18 protein-coding genes are annotated in these 18297 nt (G+C 60.6%); 10 read left to right on the plus strand and 8 right to left on the minus strand.

Translation table 11 applies throughout. The features are described from left to right. Window positions 1-570 precede the first annotated feature (570 nt). The 3 genes from QWU44_RS09080 to QWU44_RS09090 form a co-directional block, all read right to left on the minus strand. On the minus strand, window positions 571-3168 hold the full coding sequence (locus tag QWU44_RS09080) for an ABC transporter permease (protein ID WP_370915374.1): 2598 nt from the start codon (window positions 3166-3168) through the stop codon (window positions 571-573). An 8-nt stretch (window positions 3169-3176) separates the two neighbouring features. After that, entirely contained in the window at window positions 3177-3950 is a 774-nt protein-coding gene (locus QWU44_RS09085; protein WP_370915375.1) for an ABC transporter ATP-binding protein, read from the minus strand. Between the two features lie 158 nt (window positions 3951-4108). Then, window positions 4109-5104 carry a pseudouridine synthase gene (locus QWU44_RS09090; protein WP_370915376.1) on the minus strand — a complete coding sequence of 332 codons (996 nt, stop codon included), beginning with the start codon at window positions 5102-5104 and terminating at the stop codon, window positions 4109-4111. On the opposite strand from QWU44_RS09090, the gene QWU44_RS09095 reads away from it, so the two are divergent. The 5 genes from QWU44_RS09095 to QWU44_RS09115 all read left to right on the plus strand — a co-directional run bounded on the left by QWU44_RS09095 (window position 5103) and on the right by QWU44_RS09115 (window position 8721). Then, window positions 5103-5270 carry a hypothetical protein gene (locus QWU44_RS09095; protein WP_370915377.1) on the plus strand — a complete coding sequence of 56 codons (168 nt, stop codon included), beginning with the start codon at window positions 5103-5105 and terminating at the stop codon, window positions 5268-5270. The two genes, QWU44_RS09090 and QWU44_RS09095, sit on opposite strands and share 2 nt — an antisense overlap. Next, on the plus strand, window positions 5271-6287 hold the full coding sequence (locus tag QWU44_RS09100) for an LLM class flavin-dependent oxidoreductase (protein WP_370915378.1): 1017 nt from the start codon (window positions 5271-5273) through the stop codon (window positions 6285-6287). Between the two features lie 115 nt (window positions 6288-6402). Continuing rightward, window positions 6403-7329: a universal stress protein gene (locus tag QWU44_RS09105; protein ID WP_370915379.1), complete on the plus strand. Its 927-nt coding sequence runs from the start codon at window positions 6403-6405 to the stop codon at window positions 7327-7329. 253 nt (window positions 7330-7582) lie between these two features. Continuing rightward, a complete protein-coding gene (locus tag QWU44_RS09110; protein ID WP_370915380.1) occupies window positions 7583-7834 on the plus strand; it encodes a GlsB/YeaQ/YmgE family stress response membrane protein in 252 nt (83 codons plus the stop codon). A 329-nt stretch (window positions 7835-8163) separates the two neighbouring features. Continuing rightward, on the plus strand, window positions 8164-8721 hold the full coding sequence (locus tag QWU44_RS09115; RefSeq protein WP_370915579.1) for a TetR/AcrR family transcriptional regulator: 558 nt from the start codon (window positions 8164-8166) through the stop codon (window positions 8719-8721). Here the strand turns inward: QWU44_RS09115 and yidC are convergent. Continuing rightward, window positions 8709-9935 carry a membrane protein insertase YidC gene (gene yidC, locus QWU44_RS09120; protein ID WP_370915381.1) on the minus strand — a complete coding sequence of 409 codons (1227 nt, stop codon included), beginning with the start codon at window positions 9933-9935 and terminating at the stop codon, window positions 8709-8711. The genes QWU44_RS09115 and yidC overlap by 13 nt on opposite strands. A 138-nt stretch (window positions 9936-10073) precedes the next feature. Between yidC and QWU44_RS09125 the strand changes: the two genes are divergently transcribed. Continuing rightward, on the plus strand, window positions 10074-10907 hold the full coding sequence (locus tag QWU44_RS09125; RefSeq protein WP_370915382.1) for a class E sortase: 834 nt from the start codon (window positions 10074-10076) through the stop codon (window positions 10905-10907). A 1-nt stretch (window position 10908) separates the two neighbouring features. Continuing rightward, window positions 10909-11061, plus strand: a complete 153-nt coding sequence (locus QWU44_RS09130) for a hypothetical protein (RefSeq protein ID WP_370915383.1) — start codon at window positions 10909-10911, stop codon at window positions 11059-11061. On the opposite strand, the gene QWU44_RS09135 is transcribed toward QWU44_RS09130, so the two are convergent. Continuing rightward, on the minus strand, window positions 11058-11663 hold the full coding sequence (locus QWU44_RS09135; protein WP_370915384.1) for a DUF2020 domain-containing protein: 606 nt from the start codon (window positions 11661-11663) through the stop codon (window positions 11058-11060). The genes QWU44_RS09130 and QWU44_RS09135 overlap by 4 nt on opposite strands. On the opposite strand from QWU44_RS09135, the gene QWU44_RS09140 reads away from it, so the two are divergent. Together QWU44_RS09140 and QWU44_RS09145 are read left to right on the plus strand one after the other, a co-directional pair. After that, entirely contained in the window at window positions 11662-12951 is a 1290-nt protein-coding gene (locus QWU44_RS09140; protein ID WP_370915385.1) for a sensor histidine kinase, read from the plus strand. The genes QWU44_RS09135 and QWU44_RS09140 overlap by 2 nt on opposite strands. A 60-nt stretch (window positions 12952-13011) precedes the next feature. Next, entirely contained in the window at window positions 13012-13650 is a 639-nt protein-coding gene (locus tag QWU44_RS09145; protein ID WP_370915386.1) for a LuxR C-terminal-related transcriptional regulator, read from the plus strand. 162 nt (window positions 13651-13812) lie between these two features. On the opposite strand, the gene QWU44_RS09150 is transcribed toward QWU44_RS09145, so the two are convergent. Both QWU44_RS09150 and QWU44_RS09155 read right to left on the minus strand, forming a co-directional pair. Next, on the minus strand, window positions 13813-14151 hold the full coding sequence (locus QWU44_RS09150) for an Lsr2 family protein (RefSeq protein ID WP_370915387.1): 339 nt from the start codon (window positions 14149-14151) through the stop codon (window positions 13813-13815). A 531-nt stretch (window positions 14152-14682) separates the two neighbouring features. Next, window positions 14683-15321: a DUF6474 family protein gene (locus QWU44_RS09155; RefSeq protein ID WP_370915388.1), complete on the minus strand. Its 639-nt coding sequence runs from the start codon at window positions 15319-15321 to the stop codon at window positions 14683-14685. An 84-nt stretch (window positions 15322-15405) separates the two neighbouring features. On the opposite strand from QWU44_RS09155, the gene QWU44_RS09160 reads away from it, so the two are divergent. Continuing rightward, complete coding sequence (locus QWU44_RS09160) at window positions 15406-16935, plus strand: TM0106 family RecB-like putative nuclease (protein ID WP_370915389.1); 1530 nt, start codon at window positions 15406-15408, stop codon at window positions 16933-16935. On the opposite strand, the gene QWU44_RS09165 is transcribed toward QWU44_RS09160, so the two are convergent. Further along, entirely contained in the window at window positions 16848-18293 is a 1446-nt protein-coding gene (locus QWU44_RS09165) for a hypothetical protein (protein ID WP_370915390.1), read from the minus strand. The two genes, QWU44_RS09160 and QWU44_RS09165, sit on opposite strands and share 88 nt — an antisense overlap. Window positions 18294-18297 lie beyond the last annotated feature (4 nt).

An 18297-nucleotide genomic window follows, 5' to 3' on the forward strand; every position in this document is an offset into this window, starting at 1 on the left:
GAGCTACACCACAATGAGGGCACACCGGGGGAAGACCCAACACACACCAGCGGCTCGGATGTTATTCGCGCTAGACGGAACTGTGCGATGAACGGGACCCCATCGGTACCCTCTAACTGCGCGTCAGGGACGGACAACGTCACGCAAAAACAAAAGACGATCAGAGTAGGACCACTGATGTGGAATGTGGCAACAGTGCACAGACAGTCGGACCGGGCTTGATTAGACCCTCGGGTTTGAGGTACGAGCGATTTCCGTCGAACCTTGGAACCAGTAGACGGGTCGCTTGGTCCCACGGGTTCCTCGGATCGGTCGGAATATCTCTGACGTGTTCGTCTTGTACGAGTTGTTCCCGGAACGGACGGTGTTGGGAGTGAGCCCGCCCGACAGAGATTATCCGGTAGATACTTCGGGGTCTTAACACACCGTACTAACGGAACTGCCCGCGATACCTGTGTATCGCGGGCGACGAACGTGACTTCGACATACAAAAAGACCCGCGCACCACGGGAGAAATTGATGTCTCCTGCGATGCCCGGGCCCGGCCACTCAAATAACGCTGGGTAAAGATCAGCGTTCGCTGATGGCGTCCAACGGCTTCGTCTTCGCGGCCCGGTGTCCGGGCCAAACGGCGGCGATGACACCGACGATAGCTGAGGTCACGAGCATGAGTCCGAGTTGGCCCCATGGGATGACGATGGTGTCGAGGGAGTCTTCACCGATCGTGCGGGTGAAACACCAGCCGAGTCCGAGTCCGACTGCTGCCCCGAGTAACGCGCCGAAAAGCGCGATGACCACGGATTCGAGATAGATCATCGTGCGGATCTGGTTACGTTGGGTTCCGAGCGCACGGAGCATGCCGATCTCTCGGCGCCGCTCCGTCACGGACAGTGCGAGGGTGTTGATGATGCCGAGGACAGCGATGATGACGGCGAGACCGAGTAGCCCGTAGAGAATTCCGAGCAGTTGGTCAACCTGGTTAGCCTGGGAACTCGCGTACTCTTCTTTCGACATCACCTGAACGACGAGATAGTCGGCCATCGCTTCCCGAAGCGCCTCTCCTAGTTTGGCCTCGGAGGTCCCTGCCGCGGCGTCGACAAGCACCATCTCGATGTCCATCTGATTCACTGGCAGCAGTTCGCTCGCTGCGGAGAGGCTGATGAAACCGGGGCCACCCGCCTGGAGTTGGTCGTGAATTCCGATCAGCGGTACCTCAATTGAATCGGAATCATTGAGAGTTGACAAGGTCAGCTTGTCCCCGACCTTGAGTCCGAATTTATCGGCAATGTCCTTGTAGAGGATGACCCCCTTCTCGTCGTGGAGGTTCCCGGTTCCTTCCGTTATGGCGATATCCAGGCCCTCTGCCGAATCGAAGTTGAGGTCCGTCACGCCGGTTTTCGGAGGCCCGCCGAAGACCGGGTAAAGTGGCGCGCCGTTTACCAGGATGGGGGCGAGGTAGATGGTGTGCACTGTCTCCACCTCGTCGAGGGCGGCAATATTCGCTGGTACCGAGGACGGGATCTTGAAGACGTTGGAGTTCTGCGCTGAGATGATGTAATCCGAGGTGAACACGTCTTCGACGATGTTCTCGATGCTGTGGCGCATGGTGGCACCGAGCATGCCGATGGAGCTAACCATCATCAGCCCCAGGGTGAGCGCGAAGGCAGTAGCGGCGGTACGACGGGGGCTGCGGCGGGAATTCGTTGAGGCGAGCTTACCGACGGCGCCGAAGGGGGCGCCGATGACACGTCCGAGTCCGCCGACTACCGGGATGGACAGTGCAGGTCCGATGAGCCATACGCCGATGATCACCGCGAGAGCACCGATCCCGATGGCGATAAGCCGGTATTTCATTTCATCGATACTGGTGGTGAACGCACCGAAGAGGCAGAGGCCTGTCCCCGCCGAGGTGATCAGTCCGCCGATGACGGTGCGGGTACGGAGGGAATTACCGGAGGAACTGTCTCCACTGCGCATGGCCTCGACCGGGTGGATGGCTCCGGCGCGGCGTGCAGGCGCCCAGGCGCTCAGGACGGTTACGATCGCGCCGACGACGAGTGGAACGATGACGGTAGCGGGCGTGAGCGAGAGTCCGCTGTCCGGCATACCGATGCCGCCGGCCTTCAGAGCAAAGAAGAGTCCCTTTGCCAGCGCAATACCAAGGAGAATGCCCAGGGCGGATCCGATGAGTCCGACGAGGATGGCTTCGCCGATGACGGAGCGGGTGATCTGTGACCGTGAGGCGCCGATACTGCGGAGCAACGCGAACTCGCGGGTTCTCTCGGCGACGATCATGGCGAAGGTGTTGGAGATGATGAACGTTCCGACGAGTAGTGCGATCGCCGCGAACGCCCAGAGGAAGTAGTTGACGAAGCTCAGTGCTTTCTTCAGTTCCTTGGTCTGGCGTTCGACGAGTACATCGGCGTCATCGATGGACAATTCGGGGTAGGTTGAGCGGAGATCCTCAATCGTGGCGGTGAGGTCCGAGCTGTCGCGGAGGACGAGAGATGCGGAGTTGACGAGATTGTTGGGGGCGTAGGTGTCGAGGAATTGGTTCTCGGGGAGCAGAACTCCGACCCAGCCCCCGGTGGCGGTGGGGACATCGTAGATTCCGGTGACGGTTACGTCGAGTTGGTCACGGGGGGTGACCACCGTGACGTTGTCGCCGATGCTGATGTTCCCGCGTTCAGCGGCGCTGGTGTTGACGGCCACCTGGTTGGTGTCCCGGGGCCAGTCGCCGTCGGACAGTGTGAGTGTTGCGGCGTTCCCTCCGTCTGGATTGAACGGAATCGCGTCCGATGGTGCACCGCCGGTCTGAATGGCTTTACCGTCGCTTCCGGCGAGGATGATCGGTGCGGGCTGGACGATCATGTCTGCAGCGGTGAGGTCGTCCCGCTCGCGGAGTTCGCGGACGGTGTCGACATTTACCCCACGGCCCGCTCCCTGTGGTCCGGAGATGACGATGTCGACGTCGTCGTATTGTGTGGCGATGATCTTGGCGAAACTGCTCGACAGGGACGCGGTGAACATCGACGAGCCAGCGATGAACGCTGTGCCGAGGACGACGGCGAGGATCGTCAGTGCGAGCCGAAGTTTGTGGGCGGCGATCGTCCGACGGGAGATCGTCCGCATGGGTTTACGGAGTCCGGTGTAGGTGGATGTGCTCATGGGGCGACTCACAGCTTCTCGATGTCGGCCATCACGGACAGGATGCTCTCTGCGGTGGGATCCTCAAGTTCGTCGACGATTTTTCCATCGGCGAGGAAGATCACCCGATCTGCGTAACTCGCGGCTTTCGCGTCGTGGGTGACGATGACGACGGTCTGCCTGAGATCGTCGACGGCAGAGCGGAGAATGTCCATCACTTCGGCGGAAGCGTTCGAGTCGAGGTTTCCGGTGGGCTCATCCCCGAAGATGATCTCGGGTCGGCTGATAAGCGCGCGCGCCACGGCAACCCGCTGTTGCTGGCCTCCGGACAGCTCAGTGGGGCGGTGGTCGAGGCGTTTCGCCAGTCCGAGTCGGGTGGTCACCTCCTCGAACCAGGCCTGATCGACGGTTCCGCCGGCGATGTCGACGGGAAGGGTGATGTTTTCAGATGCGGTGAGCGTGGGTACGAGGTTGAAGGATTGGAAGACGAAACCGAGACGATCGCGGCGTAGTGCGGTGATCTGTCGGTCGGGCAGGCCCGCGAGATTGGTGTCCCCGATGAACGTCGCGCCTTCGGTCACGCTGTCGAGGCCAGCCATGCAGTGCATGAGGGTTGATTTCCCGGAACCGGATGGACCCATGATTGCGGTGAACTGTCCCCGTTTCAGGGTAACGGAGACACCGTCGAGAGCGCTGACGACGGTTTCTCCTGATCCGTAACGCTTGATCAGGTTCTCGGCGCGTGCGGCGGCTGCCTCGTTCGGTATCGGTTCGGTGGGGGTGGTGGAAACGGTATGGGTCACGTTCTCTCCTCAGAAATTCATGTCTATGCAGCATTTCTCGGATCTGCCGGAATGAGTCCTCCCAAGACTAAACCCTGCCGTTGCGGAAAGGGACAGGGGAATCATGTAGGGGATACCCCGATAGCGGGGCTGACGGGCAGATGGTTCGGTACAGAATTTCAGGCGCGTTCTGACACGAAACAACGTTGTGCGCCGCTGATCGGGTCGGTGAATTCGAGGATTGTCGCCGTGAGATGCATCGGGATTCGGAAGTCCTCGGTGTCTTCGGGCAGAATGTCCGGGTACAGCGGATCACCAAGGATCGGGGCGCCGGCGATGAGCATGTGCAGGCGGAGTTGGTGTGTGCGTCCGGTCGCAGGGTGGAGGGTGTAGCGGGCCTGACGGGGGAGCGCTCCGTGAATGGATTCGAGGGCGATTTGTTCAGTGTCGCTGACGGGGGTCACGGCGCTGACTATGGTGCGTGCGTTCGGTTCGCCCTCTTCGAGGTAGGACTGCAGTCTCCCCCGAGTCTTCTGCATTCTATGTTCCCAAGTGACCGGCCCGCAGGAGACGGCGGCAGACAGTTCGGGGAGGTGCGCGGCTGTCGCCTGATAAGTCTTCCGGACCTTACGGGAGGAAAAGAGTTGTTGGTAAGCACCGCGGACTGTGGGGTCACAGGTGAGGACGAGGATTCCGGCGGTTAGTCGGTCGAGGCGGTGAGCCGGGGTGAGATCCGGGTTCCCGGTTTCCCGGCGGAGCTTGACGACGGCGGTCTCGGTGATGTGGCAGCCGCGTGGCATGGTCGCGAGGAAGTGGGGTTTGTCGACGACGAGGAGGTGCTCGTCATGGTGGATGATCCTGCAGTCGCCGGGCACGGGTGTCTCGGGGGCGGGGGTGCGGTAGAACCAGATGTCCTGTCCCGGGGCGAGGACCCGGTCCGGGGAGAGTCGTCGTCCCTGCGGGTCGACGACCTCTCCGGCGTCGAAACGTGCACGGATGGAAGCAGTGTCATCGCAGGTTGCGCGGTGTGTCTGCGTCGTGACGAGTTCCGTAACGAATTCGAGGGCTGTCACGGGTGCAGCATCGTCGGGCAGTCGTGCCCGGGATGGGTTCAGGCCATCACGGATCGGTAGCGGTGCCTGACGGCGGCGGCGCTGTACTATCCTTTTGCCCATGGATATCAATTCTCTCATGGCTCAGTTGTCTGAGTTCTTCAGTCATGGAATCGGCAAGATCATCGGCGACATTCTGCAGGCCATATATCATTTCCTCTACCCTGCGAACACTGATCCGGCCCGTACCCCGGAGGTCGTGGATGCGGCGAACGGCGCCGCCACCTAGATGCGTCACCCGCTGCCCGGGCTCTCCGTTCTTGATCTTGTTCCCGTGTCCTCCGGGTCGAGTCCGAGAGCGGCGATCGAGGCAGCCTGTGCGGCGGCCCGAACCGCCGAACGGTACGGCTACTGCCGTTACTGGCTGGCTGAGCATCACAATTCCACGGCACTCGCATGCTCCGCGACCACCCTCATCATGGGTGCGGTCGCGGCAGCTACGGAGACCATCCGCGTCGGGTCCGGCGGAATCATGCTGCCGAATCACGCACCACTTCGGGTCGCCGAGGATCTGGGCACACTGTCCGTGATGTACCCGGACCGCATCGACTGTGGCCTCGGGCGTGCGCCGGGAACTGATCGACTCACCGCGGACCGCCTTCGGCGGAGTTCCGCCGACCTCCCCGATTTCATGCGGGACGTCACTGAACTTCACGGGTACCTCGGGCCGTCGACCGGTGCCCCGGGGGAGACCGCCGTCATCGGCCGGGGGACAGGGGTGCAATTCTTCATTCTGGGGTCCTCGTCGGGAGGGGCCAGGGTTGCGGCGGAATTGGGACTACCCTTCTGTTTCGCCAGTCATTTTGCACCTGATCAGCTTCATGACGCACTTGATGTCTACCGGAGGAACTTCAACCCCGGCGCGTCCACCGCGCAGCTCAACCGCCCATGGGCCAGTGCTGCGGTCAACGTCATGGTGACAGATTCCGTGGAGGAGTCTCGCTATCAGCTCAAGACCCTGTATCAGGCTTTCGCGGGTGTTCTTAGCGGTGAACGGGGTCCTTTGCTCGCGCCGGGGGATGTCGTCGATCCACACCCGATCGTGGCGGCCCATATTAGCCAGGCATTACGTATGACGGCCTACGGCACTGCCCCGGACGTGGCGGCTCAGCTCCTCGGATGGGCTGAGTCTCTGGGGTTAGATGAAGTGATTACAGTGACCTACGCCCATGATCCCGCGGTCCGGAGAAGGTCGCTTGCACTGCTCGGTGACGAATGGCGGCGCAGGGGTGAAAGGGGGATGTGACTGTTCTGTCAACCCACTGTTGTGAATGGTTGAAGTGGGTAGGATGGGGGTAGGTACCCGGTGTGGGTGCCGGAAAGATGCCGGACAGAGTCCGGCGGGAAAGGTCGTGAGTGAGATGGCCCAGTACACCAATGGAGAGAAGAGGACCCGGGAGAACATCGTCGTCGTAGCCGTCGACGGTTCAGAGGCTTCAAAAGTGGCGGTCCGGTGGGCGGCGAACACCGCAGCCAAAAGGGGTGTTCCCCTGCGACTCGCCGCGAGTTACACGATGCCCCAGTTCCTCTACGCCGAGGGTATGGTGCCGCCGCAGTCCGTTTTTGACGAGCTGCAGTCCGAGACGATGGAGAAGGTCGATGCGGCGCGGGCCATCGCGCATGAGCTTGTTCCCGACCTGAAGATTGGTCACGTGGTCGCGGAAGGAAGCCCCATCGATATGCTTCTGGAGATGTCGGCGTCCGTGACGATGATCGTGATGGGATCCCGTGGACTCGGCGGATTGAGCGGAATGGTTATGGGGTCGGTGTCTGCGGCTGTGGTCAGCCACGCCAACTGCCCTGTTGTCGTTGTTCGTGAAGATTCCGGGGTGCAGGATGAAACCCGGTACGGGCCGATTGTCGTGGGGGTCGACGGTTCCGGGACGTCCCAGAAAGCCATTGAGTACGCTTTTGCGGAAGCCTCGGCGCGGGATGCGGAACTCGTTGCTGTGCACACGTGGATGGACATGCAGGTGCAGGCGTCCATAGCGGGACTGTCAGCCGCACAGGAGCAGTGGACGACTATTGCGGAGGAACAGGAGGTTTTGCTCGCCCAACGCCTCGCTGGTTTCGCGGAGGAATATCCGGATGTCAGGGTGAAGAAGATCGTGACCCGGGATCGTCCTGTCCGGGCTCTCTCTGATGCGGCGCAGGGGGCGCAGCTCCTGGTCGTCGGTTCCCACGGACGCGGTGGTTTCAAGGGGATGCTGCTGGGATCCACTTCCCGGGCGCTGCTGCAATCGGCGCCCTGTCCGATGATGGTCGTCCGAGGGCGTGCGGAGGACTGAGTTCAGGCACCGCAAGGATTTCCCTCAGGTTGTCGTGGCTGTTGTGTGGTCACGGTGGCCGTGGGGGAAGGGTAACGCTAAGGTTGCAGTAGAAAAACACTTTGACAGCAATGGTGCTCTCAAGTTTACTGCACTCGGATGAACACATATATTCGGTGGTGTTCATAATGGCGGCTTTCCTGGTACAGGTACTTCAGACGGGTGCCGGACGCCGGAATCGTTGCCGCAAACCAAAAACTCAAGGAGATTTATCATGCCCGGTCTTTCTTTCCTCGGCTGGATCATCATCGGTGGCCTCGCTGGCTGGATCGCTTCCAAGATCAAGGGAACTGATGCCCAGCAGGGTCTCTTCCTCAATATCGTTGTCGGTGTCGTCGGTGGTCTTATCGGTGGCGCGCTGCTCGGCCTCTTCGGGATTGATGGTGGCGGCTGGATCTTCAGCTTCTTTACCTGCCTCGTCGGTGCGGTCATTCTGCTGTCGATTCTCCAGGCGGTCCGTAAGTAGATTTCAGGGCTTGAGAGCCCACACGAAGGCCCCGCGCACCCGGTTTCCGGGCGCGGGGCCTTCTGTTTGTCCGGTGAGTTGATCTCCCGGGTCGCGGTGGTCGGGGTATTGTTGAGGGGAAACGTCTGAACCGACGTGACACATGCGTCGGGTTCCTCCATCTGCGTCTCTGCAGCCGGGCGGAGAGGTAGGACATCGCTGACAAGTGCAGGAAGGATGTGGGTGTCATCGCCGCCGCTACAACTAAGCCCGACAAACCAACCGGTCGGTCTACCGCGAAGGGTCGGGGTACCCGTCGGCGCAACCGTCCGAGCCCTCGTGAACGTCTCCTGGCTAGTGCGACAAATCTGTTCACCACCGAGGGTATCCGGGTGATCGGCATCGATCGCATCCTGCGTGAGGCTGACGTAGCGAAGGCATCACTGTATTCCCTGTTCGGTTCCAAGGATGCACTCGTTATCGCTTACCTGCAGGATCTGGACGAAAAATCCAGGGCGGACTGGGTACGGCGAACCCATGATATGAGTGATCCGGTTGACAAGATTCTCGCCTTTTTCGATCAGGCGATTGATGATGAACCGGGGCAGGATTTCCGGGGTTCGCATTTCCAGAATGCCGCGAACGAGTATCCGCGCCCCGAGACCGAGAGCGAATGGGGAATCGTGTCGGCGGTGCAGGAACACCGCAGGTGGACGCTACAGACGATGGTGGATCTGCTGACGGAGCGCAACGGCTACCCAGGAACTATGCAGGCCAATCAACTGTTGATTTTCCTGGACGGGGGCCTTGCCGGGGCACGCTTGAACCGGAGTGTCGAACCGCTCCGGACGGCACGTGAACTGGCGAAGCAGTTGTTGATGGTCCCCCCGGCGGACTATTCCATCTGACCGCGTTGGTCCGTGTCCGTGGGTTCTCCGATTGGGCCGGTGGGGTCCGGGGTCTGGTCTGAGGTTTCCTTGCCGAGTCCGTTTTTCTTCTGGGCCTTCTGTTCCCGGCGTTGACGTGTTTGCTGGCGGTTGCGTTCGCGGACCGCTGCGCGCCGCTTTTCCTTCGCGTCTCGTTTTTCTGAGGTCCGGGCCTCGATTTCGGCTTTTCTGCGCGTCAGGATTTCGACGTTCTCACGGTGGAGTTTCCTGATGCGGTGCGGTTGGATGATCATCAGCGTGCGTCGGCGTCGGATGCCCCGGCGGAGAGTTCGTTCCTCGCGGAGTTCTCCCCGAACGCGGTGTTTCGTTTCATCGCGGAATTCCTTGAATTCCTCGGTGAGTGGGTACTTTCGGTCGAGGATGAGGTTGAGGATGATGGTCTGGCTCATGGTCCAGAGGTTGCCCGCGAACCAGTAGAGGGCGATGGCCGCGGGCGCGGGGCCGGTGAGTCCGAATCCCAGGGGAAAGAGTGGGACCAACACCGCGATGATGATCATGAACTGCTGGATACGGCGGGCCGCGGTACTTCCGTGGTCCAGTGTGATGTGTGAGCGGTAAATCGACACCAGCATGTTGATTGTGGTGAAAACCGCGGCCGCGATGAGGAATGGCAGCACGAAATGGAATACCACCTCCCGGTTTGTGTCGAGAGCTGTGAGTTGTTCCGTGGACATCGCGGGGTACGCGGGCATCGGGACACCGTGGATCCGGCCGTGGAGGAACGCCTCGACATCGTTGGAGGTGAGGAAACCGATGGGCTGGTGTCGGGCTGAATCAATTCCGTCGGAGGGCCGTGCCATTCGTAGGAGTACCTGGTAAAGGCCGATGAACACGGGGATCTGGATCAGCGCCGGTACGCAGCCGCCCGCTGGCGAGTAGCGGTGTTCCTTGTATAACTCCTTGCGGCGGGCGGTGAGTTCATCGTCGGCGTCAGCATCGGTGCGGAGTTCGTATTCTTCGGTGAGGGCACGCAGCTTGGGGCGGAGGTTGATGAAGATCCTGTTGGATCGGTACTGGGTCCAGGCGAAGGGCAGGATGATGAGCCGTACGGTGACTATCAGCCCGAAGAGTGAGAGCAGCCAGGCGACGGAATCGTCGAGACCGAGCAGGGAGTGGAGCGTGATGTGCCACAGCTTCATCACGCCGGAGACCGGGTAGATCAGGAAGTCGAGCATTCGGTGTCGTCTTTTCCTCGCACTGTCAGGGGGAAGCCTCCGGGTTTTTGACCGGAGTGCCATCAACGATCGTAGCGGGCTGCTGCGAAAATCCGTGCGGCACGGTGAAAGCGAGTCCGGGCGCTATGATGAGTGCTCATGAGGCATCGCGCACCGGAACCACAGCAGCAGGATGGGTTTAGTGTCATCCAGCTCTTCGGCGAGTTACTGCTGACGGCCGGTGCTCTTCTCCTGCTGTTTGCTTTCTACGAGTCCTACTGGACGAATTTGGCTGCGAGCCGTGAGCAGGATCGGGTGGCGGCTATCCTGGACCAACGGTGGGCGGATGCCCCCGATGATTCCTCGGACATTCAGCGGGAGAATCCACGGGCTCGGCGAGACCCGGTGTTGGGCGAGGCGTTTGCCCGCATGTACATTCCTTCGTTCGGTCCCGATTTCCACTTCGCCATCGTCGAGGGAACGGGGGATGCCGACCTGTTGGCTGGCCCAGGTCGTTATCCGGACACCCAGATGCCGGGCCAACCGGGAAACTTCGCGGTAGCCGGGCACCGTGTGGGTAAGGGGGCACCATTCAATGATCTGGGTAATCTCCGAACCTGTGATTCTGTTGTGGTTGAGACCCGGGATTCATGGGACATCTATCGGATTCTCCCGATTGGCGTGGTTGATGCAGGCCAGCGTCGGACGGAGGCGGCGGAATGTCTCACTCCCGGACAGGTTGAACGGGTGGCTGTCGGTGATTACGCGGGTGTCGACGGGCGCCTGATTACCGTCCCCGGTGATGTTTCGGTGATTGATCCGATACCGGGGCAGCCTGAACTGGTGGCGGATCCGGGGATGGAGGGACTGATGACGATGACGACCTGTCATCCGAGGTTTTCCAATGCGCAACGGATGATCGTGCACGCAATGCTCGTACGGACGGATCTGAAGCAGGACGGCTACCGTCCGGTTGAGCTGAAGGAGAGCTGACATGTATGGATTGATCTGGCGTCTTCTTCCCGGTCCCCGGCCGGTGAAGATTGTGCTCTCCCTGGTTCTCCTGATCGCGGTGTTCTTCCTGCTGATGGAGGTCGTCTATCCGTGGGTGTCCACCTTGATGCCCTACAACGATGTCTCGGTTTAGCCCAGATCCAGTCGGTTGATCACCTCCTCGGCGACTATCTGGGGTTTGATGGACTGCTCCTGGTTGGAGAAGACAACTACCGCGGTTTTTCCCTTCTGTACCGCGTAGACGGAGTGTCCGTTCCCGCCGAATCGTCCTCCCGACCATCCTGCGGGTTCTTCGGCGGGGTCGGTTGAGGCAACTGGTGCAGCCCAGTCGACGACAGCGGTGGCGTCCGCGATGGTGTCCATGTGGCGGACAATGACGGTGAGTTGGGGTTCTTCAGGGTAAGACCAGTAGACGCAGGCCGGTGGGGTGAAGCGTTCGTCTGTGCCGACGCCTGTGACACGTTGGCCATTGGTTTCCGCGATCCACTGAGTGTCGAGGTAGGGACAGTCAGTCCATGATTCGCGTCCTCCCGAAACGATGGGTAAAGCATCGAAGGGGAGCAACGACTCTGCGGCTGCGGGAGGTTCGGGCTGATCGGGTGCTGCCGCCGGGGTGTGGGTCGATTCCGGGGCTGGTTTCTCAGGTGCCGGGACAGGTTTCCCGGTGGTCTCTCCGCATCCGGCGAGAGTGAGTGGTAACAGCAGGCTGGACAGTGCAAGTAAGGTACGGCGCATGGGACTTAGCGTAGGGACCGCAGCCGCCGACCGCACCTCGAATGCTCCCGGGGAGAGAAGTATCCGCCAGGGCATCCATATCCTCACCGGTGCGTTACTGGTGGTGGTGGCCTTCGCCGCCGTGAAGTCTGAGGTGAGGCAGTTATTACTCACGTTGGCGTTGTGTGTGGGTTTTGCCGGTGTGTACATCCTCGGATCACGCCTGCGGGACAGTATGTCGGGTGCGTTGGCGCAGGTGTGGTTGCTGGCTCTGACGTTGTTGTGGGTGCTGCTCATTCCTATGCAGCCGACGTCGATCTACCTGGTATTCCCCTTGTACTTCCTCTATCTGCAGGTACTCGATGATATTCGGGGTGTGATCGCGGTCATCGGAGCTACGGCGGTATCGGTGTTCTCCCAATGGCCGCACCTGACCGCGGGGGCGATTCTCGGTCCGACGGTGGCAGCGTTGGTGTCCATCGGAATCGACTATGCTTTCAAGACGTTGTGGAAGGTGTCGGCGGAACGTGAGAAACTCATCGCGGAGCTGCTGGAGACGCGTTCCCAGCTCGCGGAGACGGAACGTGCCGCCGGGATGGCCGCAGAACGGCAGCGTATCGCGCATGAGATTCATGACACCCTGGCACAGGGGCTGTCCAGTATCCAAATGCTGCTCTATGTGGCTGAACAGGAGCTGAAGAAGACGGGGATCAGTGATGATGCTGCTGAGACAGTTCTGAAGCGCATCGATCAGGCGCGGACGACGGCTGCGGATAATCTGGGAGAAGCGCGTGCGATGATAGCTGCGCTGCAGCCTGCGGCTTTGTCCCGGACCTCTCTCGAAGGGGCGTTGCACCGGGTTGCCAGTGGGATCATTGGTACCGAGGTGACGATTGCGGTGGAAGGCGACGAGCGGCAGTTACCGATGCGTACGGAAGCCTCCTTGCTTCGCATTGCCCAGGGGGCGGTGGGAAATGTCGCGAAACATGCGGATGCTCAGCGCTGTCATGTCACATTGACCTATGACACGGATGAGGTACGACTTGATGTGGTTGATGACGGGCGAGGTTTCGACCCCGAGGCAGTCGGGGAACGGCCCAGGGGACTGGGACACATCGGCTTGGATGCGATGCGGCAACGTGCTGCAGAGCAACACGGTACGCTGACTGTTGAATCCGCGCCGGGGCAGGGAACTGCGATTTCCATCGCGATTCCCGTGGAGGATGATCCTTCCACCTCAGCCCACCGGTCCAGGGCACTTACCCAGGTCGAGGATTCCGGAGATGAACCTGAGTACAACACGCAGTAGGCGACTGTCGGATTATCGTGCGTAACCGGTGAACAACAAGGGAAGAGACATTAGTTGACCATGATCAGAGTCCTGCTCGCTGATGACCATGAGATTGTCCGGCTCGGGCTTCGTGCTGTTCTGGAAGAAGCCGAGGATATAGAGGTGGTTGGAGAGGTTGCGACCGCGGAAGCTGCTATCGCGGCGGCGCAGGCGGGTGGTCTTGATGTGATCCTGATGGACCTGCGGTTTGGGGCGGGTGCGGAGGGGACGTTGGTATCCACCGGCGCTGACGCCACCGCTGAAATCAAGCGCACCATGACCAGTCCGCCGAATGTTCTGGTCGTGACAAACTACGATACCGACGCCGAGATTATGGGGGCCATAGAAGCGGGTGCTGTCGGATACCTACTGAAGGATGCTCCGCCTTCGGAACTTTTGGCGGCTGTTCGCTCCGCAGCGGAAGGTGATTCCGCATTGTCCCCGGTAGTTGCAAACCGGCTCATGACGCGTGTTCGGACCCCGCGGACATCACTCACGCCGCGGGAACTCGAGGTACTCAAACTCGTTGCGGCTGGTTCGTCGAACCGGGAGATCGGTAAAGTTCTTTTCCTCTCGGAAGCTACCGTCAAATCCCACCTGGTGCACATCTACGACAAATTAGGGGTACGTTCCCGTACTTCTGCGGTGGCGGCGGCACGCGAACAGGGAGTTCTCTAAAAGATGGGTGTGTCCCTGATTATCATTACCGATAGTCAGGGACACACCCATTCCCCATGAGTATCCTGGTACTTCGGAGGATGTCGAAGGGTGGGACAGTGAAAGAAGAGCCATTGAACACGGTTGTGGTTCTAACGGCTCTTCGTTCTGCGGGAAGAAATCTCAGTTTGCGGCGTTGAACGACTCAACGATATTGTCCGGGATCTTGCCACGGTCAGCGACCTCAAAGCCATTGTCACGGGCCCACTGGCGGATTTCCTTGGTGCGGCCGCGTGAACCGCCACCACTGCTACGGCGACGCTGGCGAGTTCCGCCAGTGATCTTACGACCCACCTCGATGTACCGCTGCAGAGAGCCGCGAAGCTCGTTGGCATGTTCCTCGTTCAGGTCGACGGAGTACTCCGTGCCGTCGAGGGAAAAGTGCACCACGTGCAGCTCGTCCTCGCTAAGGGGGGTTTTGTCCAGGTCATCGAAGTACTGGGTGATTTCGCGTCTTGCCATTGAGTAAGCTCCTTCATCGTTCTGTCTTTGCTGGTCAGTTCACATATAGTGAGATATTTTATTCAAGTGAGTTACTGTAATGCGCCCTGCGGACAGCCGCACTGCTCGTAACTGCGCAGCTTCCTGGCCTTGATTCGGTCAGCGCTGATTCGAGGAAATAAGGACACTTCCGTATCAAAAGAACTGTGCAGTCTTACGTGCAGCTACTTACCTTTACTCACTGCTTGAAGTAAAGATTATACAATATTTTCCAATTGTGCAATGTGGCCGACTGTGCTTCGGGGCTTTCGTGCCTTTGGGGTAAACACTATCTGCTTCATTGAGTTGTAGTTGATAGTTATTAGATCATGAAAGAATTATTCACCGTTCCACGATTTTTTCTGTGAAATCGGATCTATGAAACATGTGACGGTAATTGAATCAGGTGGCCGTGTGTTGTGGCTGTTCCAAAGAGCTTGAAAAAGCCGCCCGTTCCGCAGTCGGGGCGGGGCGGGCGGGCAATGTGAGCCTCGTAATGGACGACGGATGCGCTCAGCTCCGGCTCTGTATCCGTTCCTGGATCTGCGCTCCGAGGTTGTCGAGTTCCCGGGACACCGTATTGTGGCTGCGGCGCCGCTGTTGTGGGGACAGATACTCGGCGTTCTCCACTGCACTACGGAGCTCCTCCAACCGGTCCTTCGCGTCGATCCGGAAACCTGCGGACACGGGTGCAGACTCGAGGTTTTCGAGGATACCGTCGATACGCGCCTTCAACGGGGCGCCGTGCCCGGAGTAACGGGCGAGCTGATCGGCGGTGACACCGTAGCGGCTGGCCCGACGCTTCTCCAGATACTGCCTTCCGAGTGTCACTCCCCGGTAGGCGAGAGGAAGTGCCAGTGGCACGAGGAGCCGGGTGGCTGCGGTGTAGCGGCGCACACTCTGAGTGTTGAAACGCCCCTGGCGGACTTGTGCCAGCTTGTTCTTGGCCATTCTGCGCTCGTGCTGCCGCTTGGCCTTCAGGCCTTTCCGTTCAGCCTTCAGCAGTGACTTCTCCTGTTTAGCCAAGAGCTTGGACCGCCGGTGGTTCAGTTTGGCGGTCTGCTTCACCTCGGACTTGGCGCGCGCCTGCGCGGCTTTGATCTCTGCTTTAGTCTTTGCCCGGCTCTTGCGGATCGCCTCGAAAATGCCCATGGTGTCTGTCTGATCTCCAATTAATGTTGTCGTTGTCGTTCCTTTTCCAGCTTACCCGCAGGTGGGGTTAAGCTGATTGTCATTGTGGAGCTGGACATTGAATTGCAGCCGTCGGACCTCGTCGGATGTCGGTACCGGATCGTACAACGTCACCGTCACGCAGATCAGGCGCCGACGGAGGCTGTGCAGCGACGGATTGAGCGTGCCGAGGCGGGGAAGTCTCGCGTCCGTGCACTGCTCCCCTTGGCGCCGGAGGAGTGGGATTCATCGAAATTCAGCCGCGTGCACATCGAGGACGAGGGCGAAGACGCGGAGCTCGCGACGCTTGAGGCTCTTGCCGCGCAGACCACGATCATCACGGGTGCTGTTTTCACCGGTTCTTCAGACGGTCGGCGTTGGCGATCGACACCTGATGTCCTCGTCAGGGCGAATGACGGACGTTATTTGCCGGTGATCGTGTCCAACCACAGGATTGCCCGGCCTGCGGTTGGGTGTCGGCAGGAGTTGATCGCCACGAGACGTCTCGGACTGGGTGCCTCATCCTTCGGGGAGTACCGGCTTCGGCACCATGCGGTCGACGGATACCGATTGGGTCTTGCGGCCCGTGCGTTGGCGGAGTTCGGATTGGATAGTGAGCGCGGTGGTGCCATCGGTCAGGACCGGGAACTGGCGTTCCTGGTGGATACCAGGCACTACCAGTCAGCGTTGTCTAAGGCCCTCGAAGCCTCGTTGCCCGATGGCCCCCGCCGGTTGAAAGAGTGCGGTGAGTGTCGCTTCTGGTTCGATTGCGGCCAGAGGTTGACGGCGGCAGATGACATCTCCCTCGTGTTCCCGGGAGATCGTTCGGAGCCGTACCGCAGGCGAGGTATCGACACTGTGGCCGACCTGATCGATGCGGATCTGGGGGAGGCCTCCGCGTTGGCTAAGGCGTGGCGTGCCGGGATCCCGGTGCTACGGAAAGTTCCGCAGGTGACGGCGCAACGTTTTGACGTGGAGATTGACGTCGATGTGGAGGCGTATCTTGATCAAGGAGCCTATCTGTGGGGTGCTTTCGACGGCCGTGAATACCGTCCCTTCGCGATATGGGGTGGGCTGGGCACCGCAACCGAGGCGGACAACTTCGCCCGGTTCTGGTCCTGGCTCCGGACGGTACAGGACGACGCCCGTGCCCGGGGACGCAGTTTCGCCGCATTCTGCTATGCACGTCACGGTGAGAATCACTGGTTGTCCAGCAGTGCGCGGAGATTCCGGGGGCATGTGAGCCCGGACGGATGCACCGTCCCGTCGGAGGCTGAGATCGAGGAGTTCATTTCTTCCCCGGCGTGGATCGACGTGTTCGCGGCCGTCCGTTCTCAATTGATCGGCCCACGTGGCCTCGGCCTGAAGATAGTGGCGCCACAGGCGGGGTTCACCTGGTCGGAGTCGGATCTGGACGGAGAAGCGAGCGTCGATACGTACCGTGTCGCTGGTGGGCACACGGGTGCCCGTCCCGGTGAAGTGGAGGCGGCCCGCCGTCGGTTGCTGAGCTACAACGGTGACGATTGCAGGGCAACGTCTGTGGTGCGGGCGTGGCTGGCGTCCGGTGCGCCGGGGATCCCGCCACTGATGCCCTGAGAACGGGACAAGGCCACGATGATGAGAATGCCGAGGATGACCAGACCCGTGACGATCTGACCGTACGCCGGATTATGGCGTCCGGTGGCGGTCGCCGGGGTCCCGGGATCGTGTGCTCGCTGCAACCTCTGTCGCTGCAGGACAACTGCGGTAGCGGTGAGCGGAAGGAAAGCACCGAGGCTCAGCGCTATGAGGAGAGCCGGGGCCGGTCCGATGGATGTAGCACTCTCAAACTGCCGCAACGCGAGAGAACCGTTTAAAAGCGTGGCACGCAGCAGCCCCAGGGAATCCAGAACTCCCATTCCGCGACGGACGGCTGCAGGCCCCCCTCCGATGATTGACGGGACGAGGAAACTCAGCACACCGATGAGGAGCTGCGCGCCGAACCCGATCAGTAACGGCAGCACCGGGAGTGTGAAGGCGACGGTTGATCCGAGAAAGACCTCCACGGCCGCCCTGAGTATCCCGATGATGAGCCACGCCGGTGCCGCGACCACCGCGACCGCCGCGAAGGTGAGTCGGTCCCGGGGGTCCGTCAGTACATCACGGACGTTGCCCATCCAGGGAACCGCCGCGATGATCCATCCTGCGGCATAGATCAGGAGTCCTGTGCCGAGGACACCGGGGGTTCCGCAGAGCGTTCCGCTGACCGCGACGCTGACACCACAGACCAGTGCTGTCGCGGCTGCACTGGTGTGGTCCGGACGGCCTCGGGTCCGCCAGACGGCGGGGAACATCAATGTGAGGGAACCGAAGGCGGTCAACCCGACGAACCCCGGAAGGTTGAGGATGAGGTGTGCGGAGCGGAGTCGGTTGGGCCAAGCTCCGGGCACTCCGATGGTCAGCAGAATCCCTGCCGTGATGCCGCCGAGAAGACAGATGGTGGCCAAGACGTAGACCGCGACAATCGGGCGGAACCTACGTGTTTTGTCTGATTCGAGATACTGTTTTCCCAGGGAAATCCCGTGGAGGACCATCCCGGCAGTGGTCAGGGTTGCACCCATGACACTGACGTACGTCGATGGGGTGTCTGGGAGCTGTCCACCGAGAATCAGCACGGTCCCGACGGTGACCGTCCAGATCCGGTAGAGCTGCCTGACCTGATGTGCGCGGGTAGGCCGGTGGCCGGTGAAACGCGCGGTGAAATACTGGGACCAGACCATGATCGAAGTCGTGATCACCCCGATGCCGAGAATATGGTCGGGGATCCAGGAATTCATGTGTCCGGCGGCTGCAGCGCCGACGGTGAGGGGGAGAATAATGAGCCAACAGGCCACCGGAGTGTTGGCGCGCAGCATCCACTGGCGGCGTGACCATGCAGCCGCATGATCTGGTTTGTGTGTATGCGGTGCGGCCATGCCG

Source organism: Corynebacterium sp. CCM 9203, from assembly GCF_041357675.1.
Taxonomy (GTDB): domain Bacteria; phylum Actinomycetota; class Actinomycetes; order Mycobacteriales; family Mycobacteriaceae; genus Corynebacterium.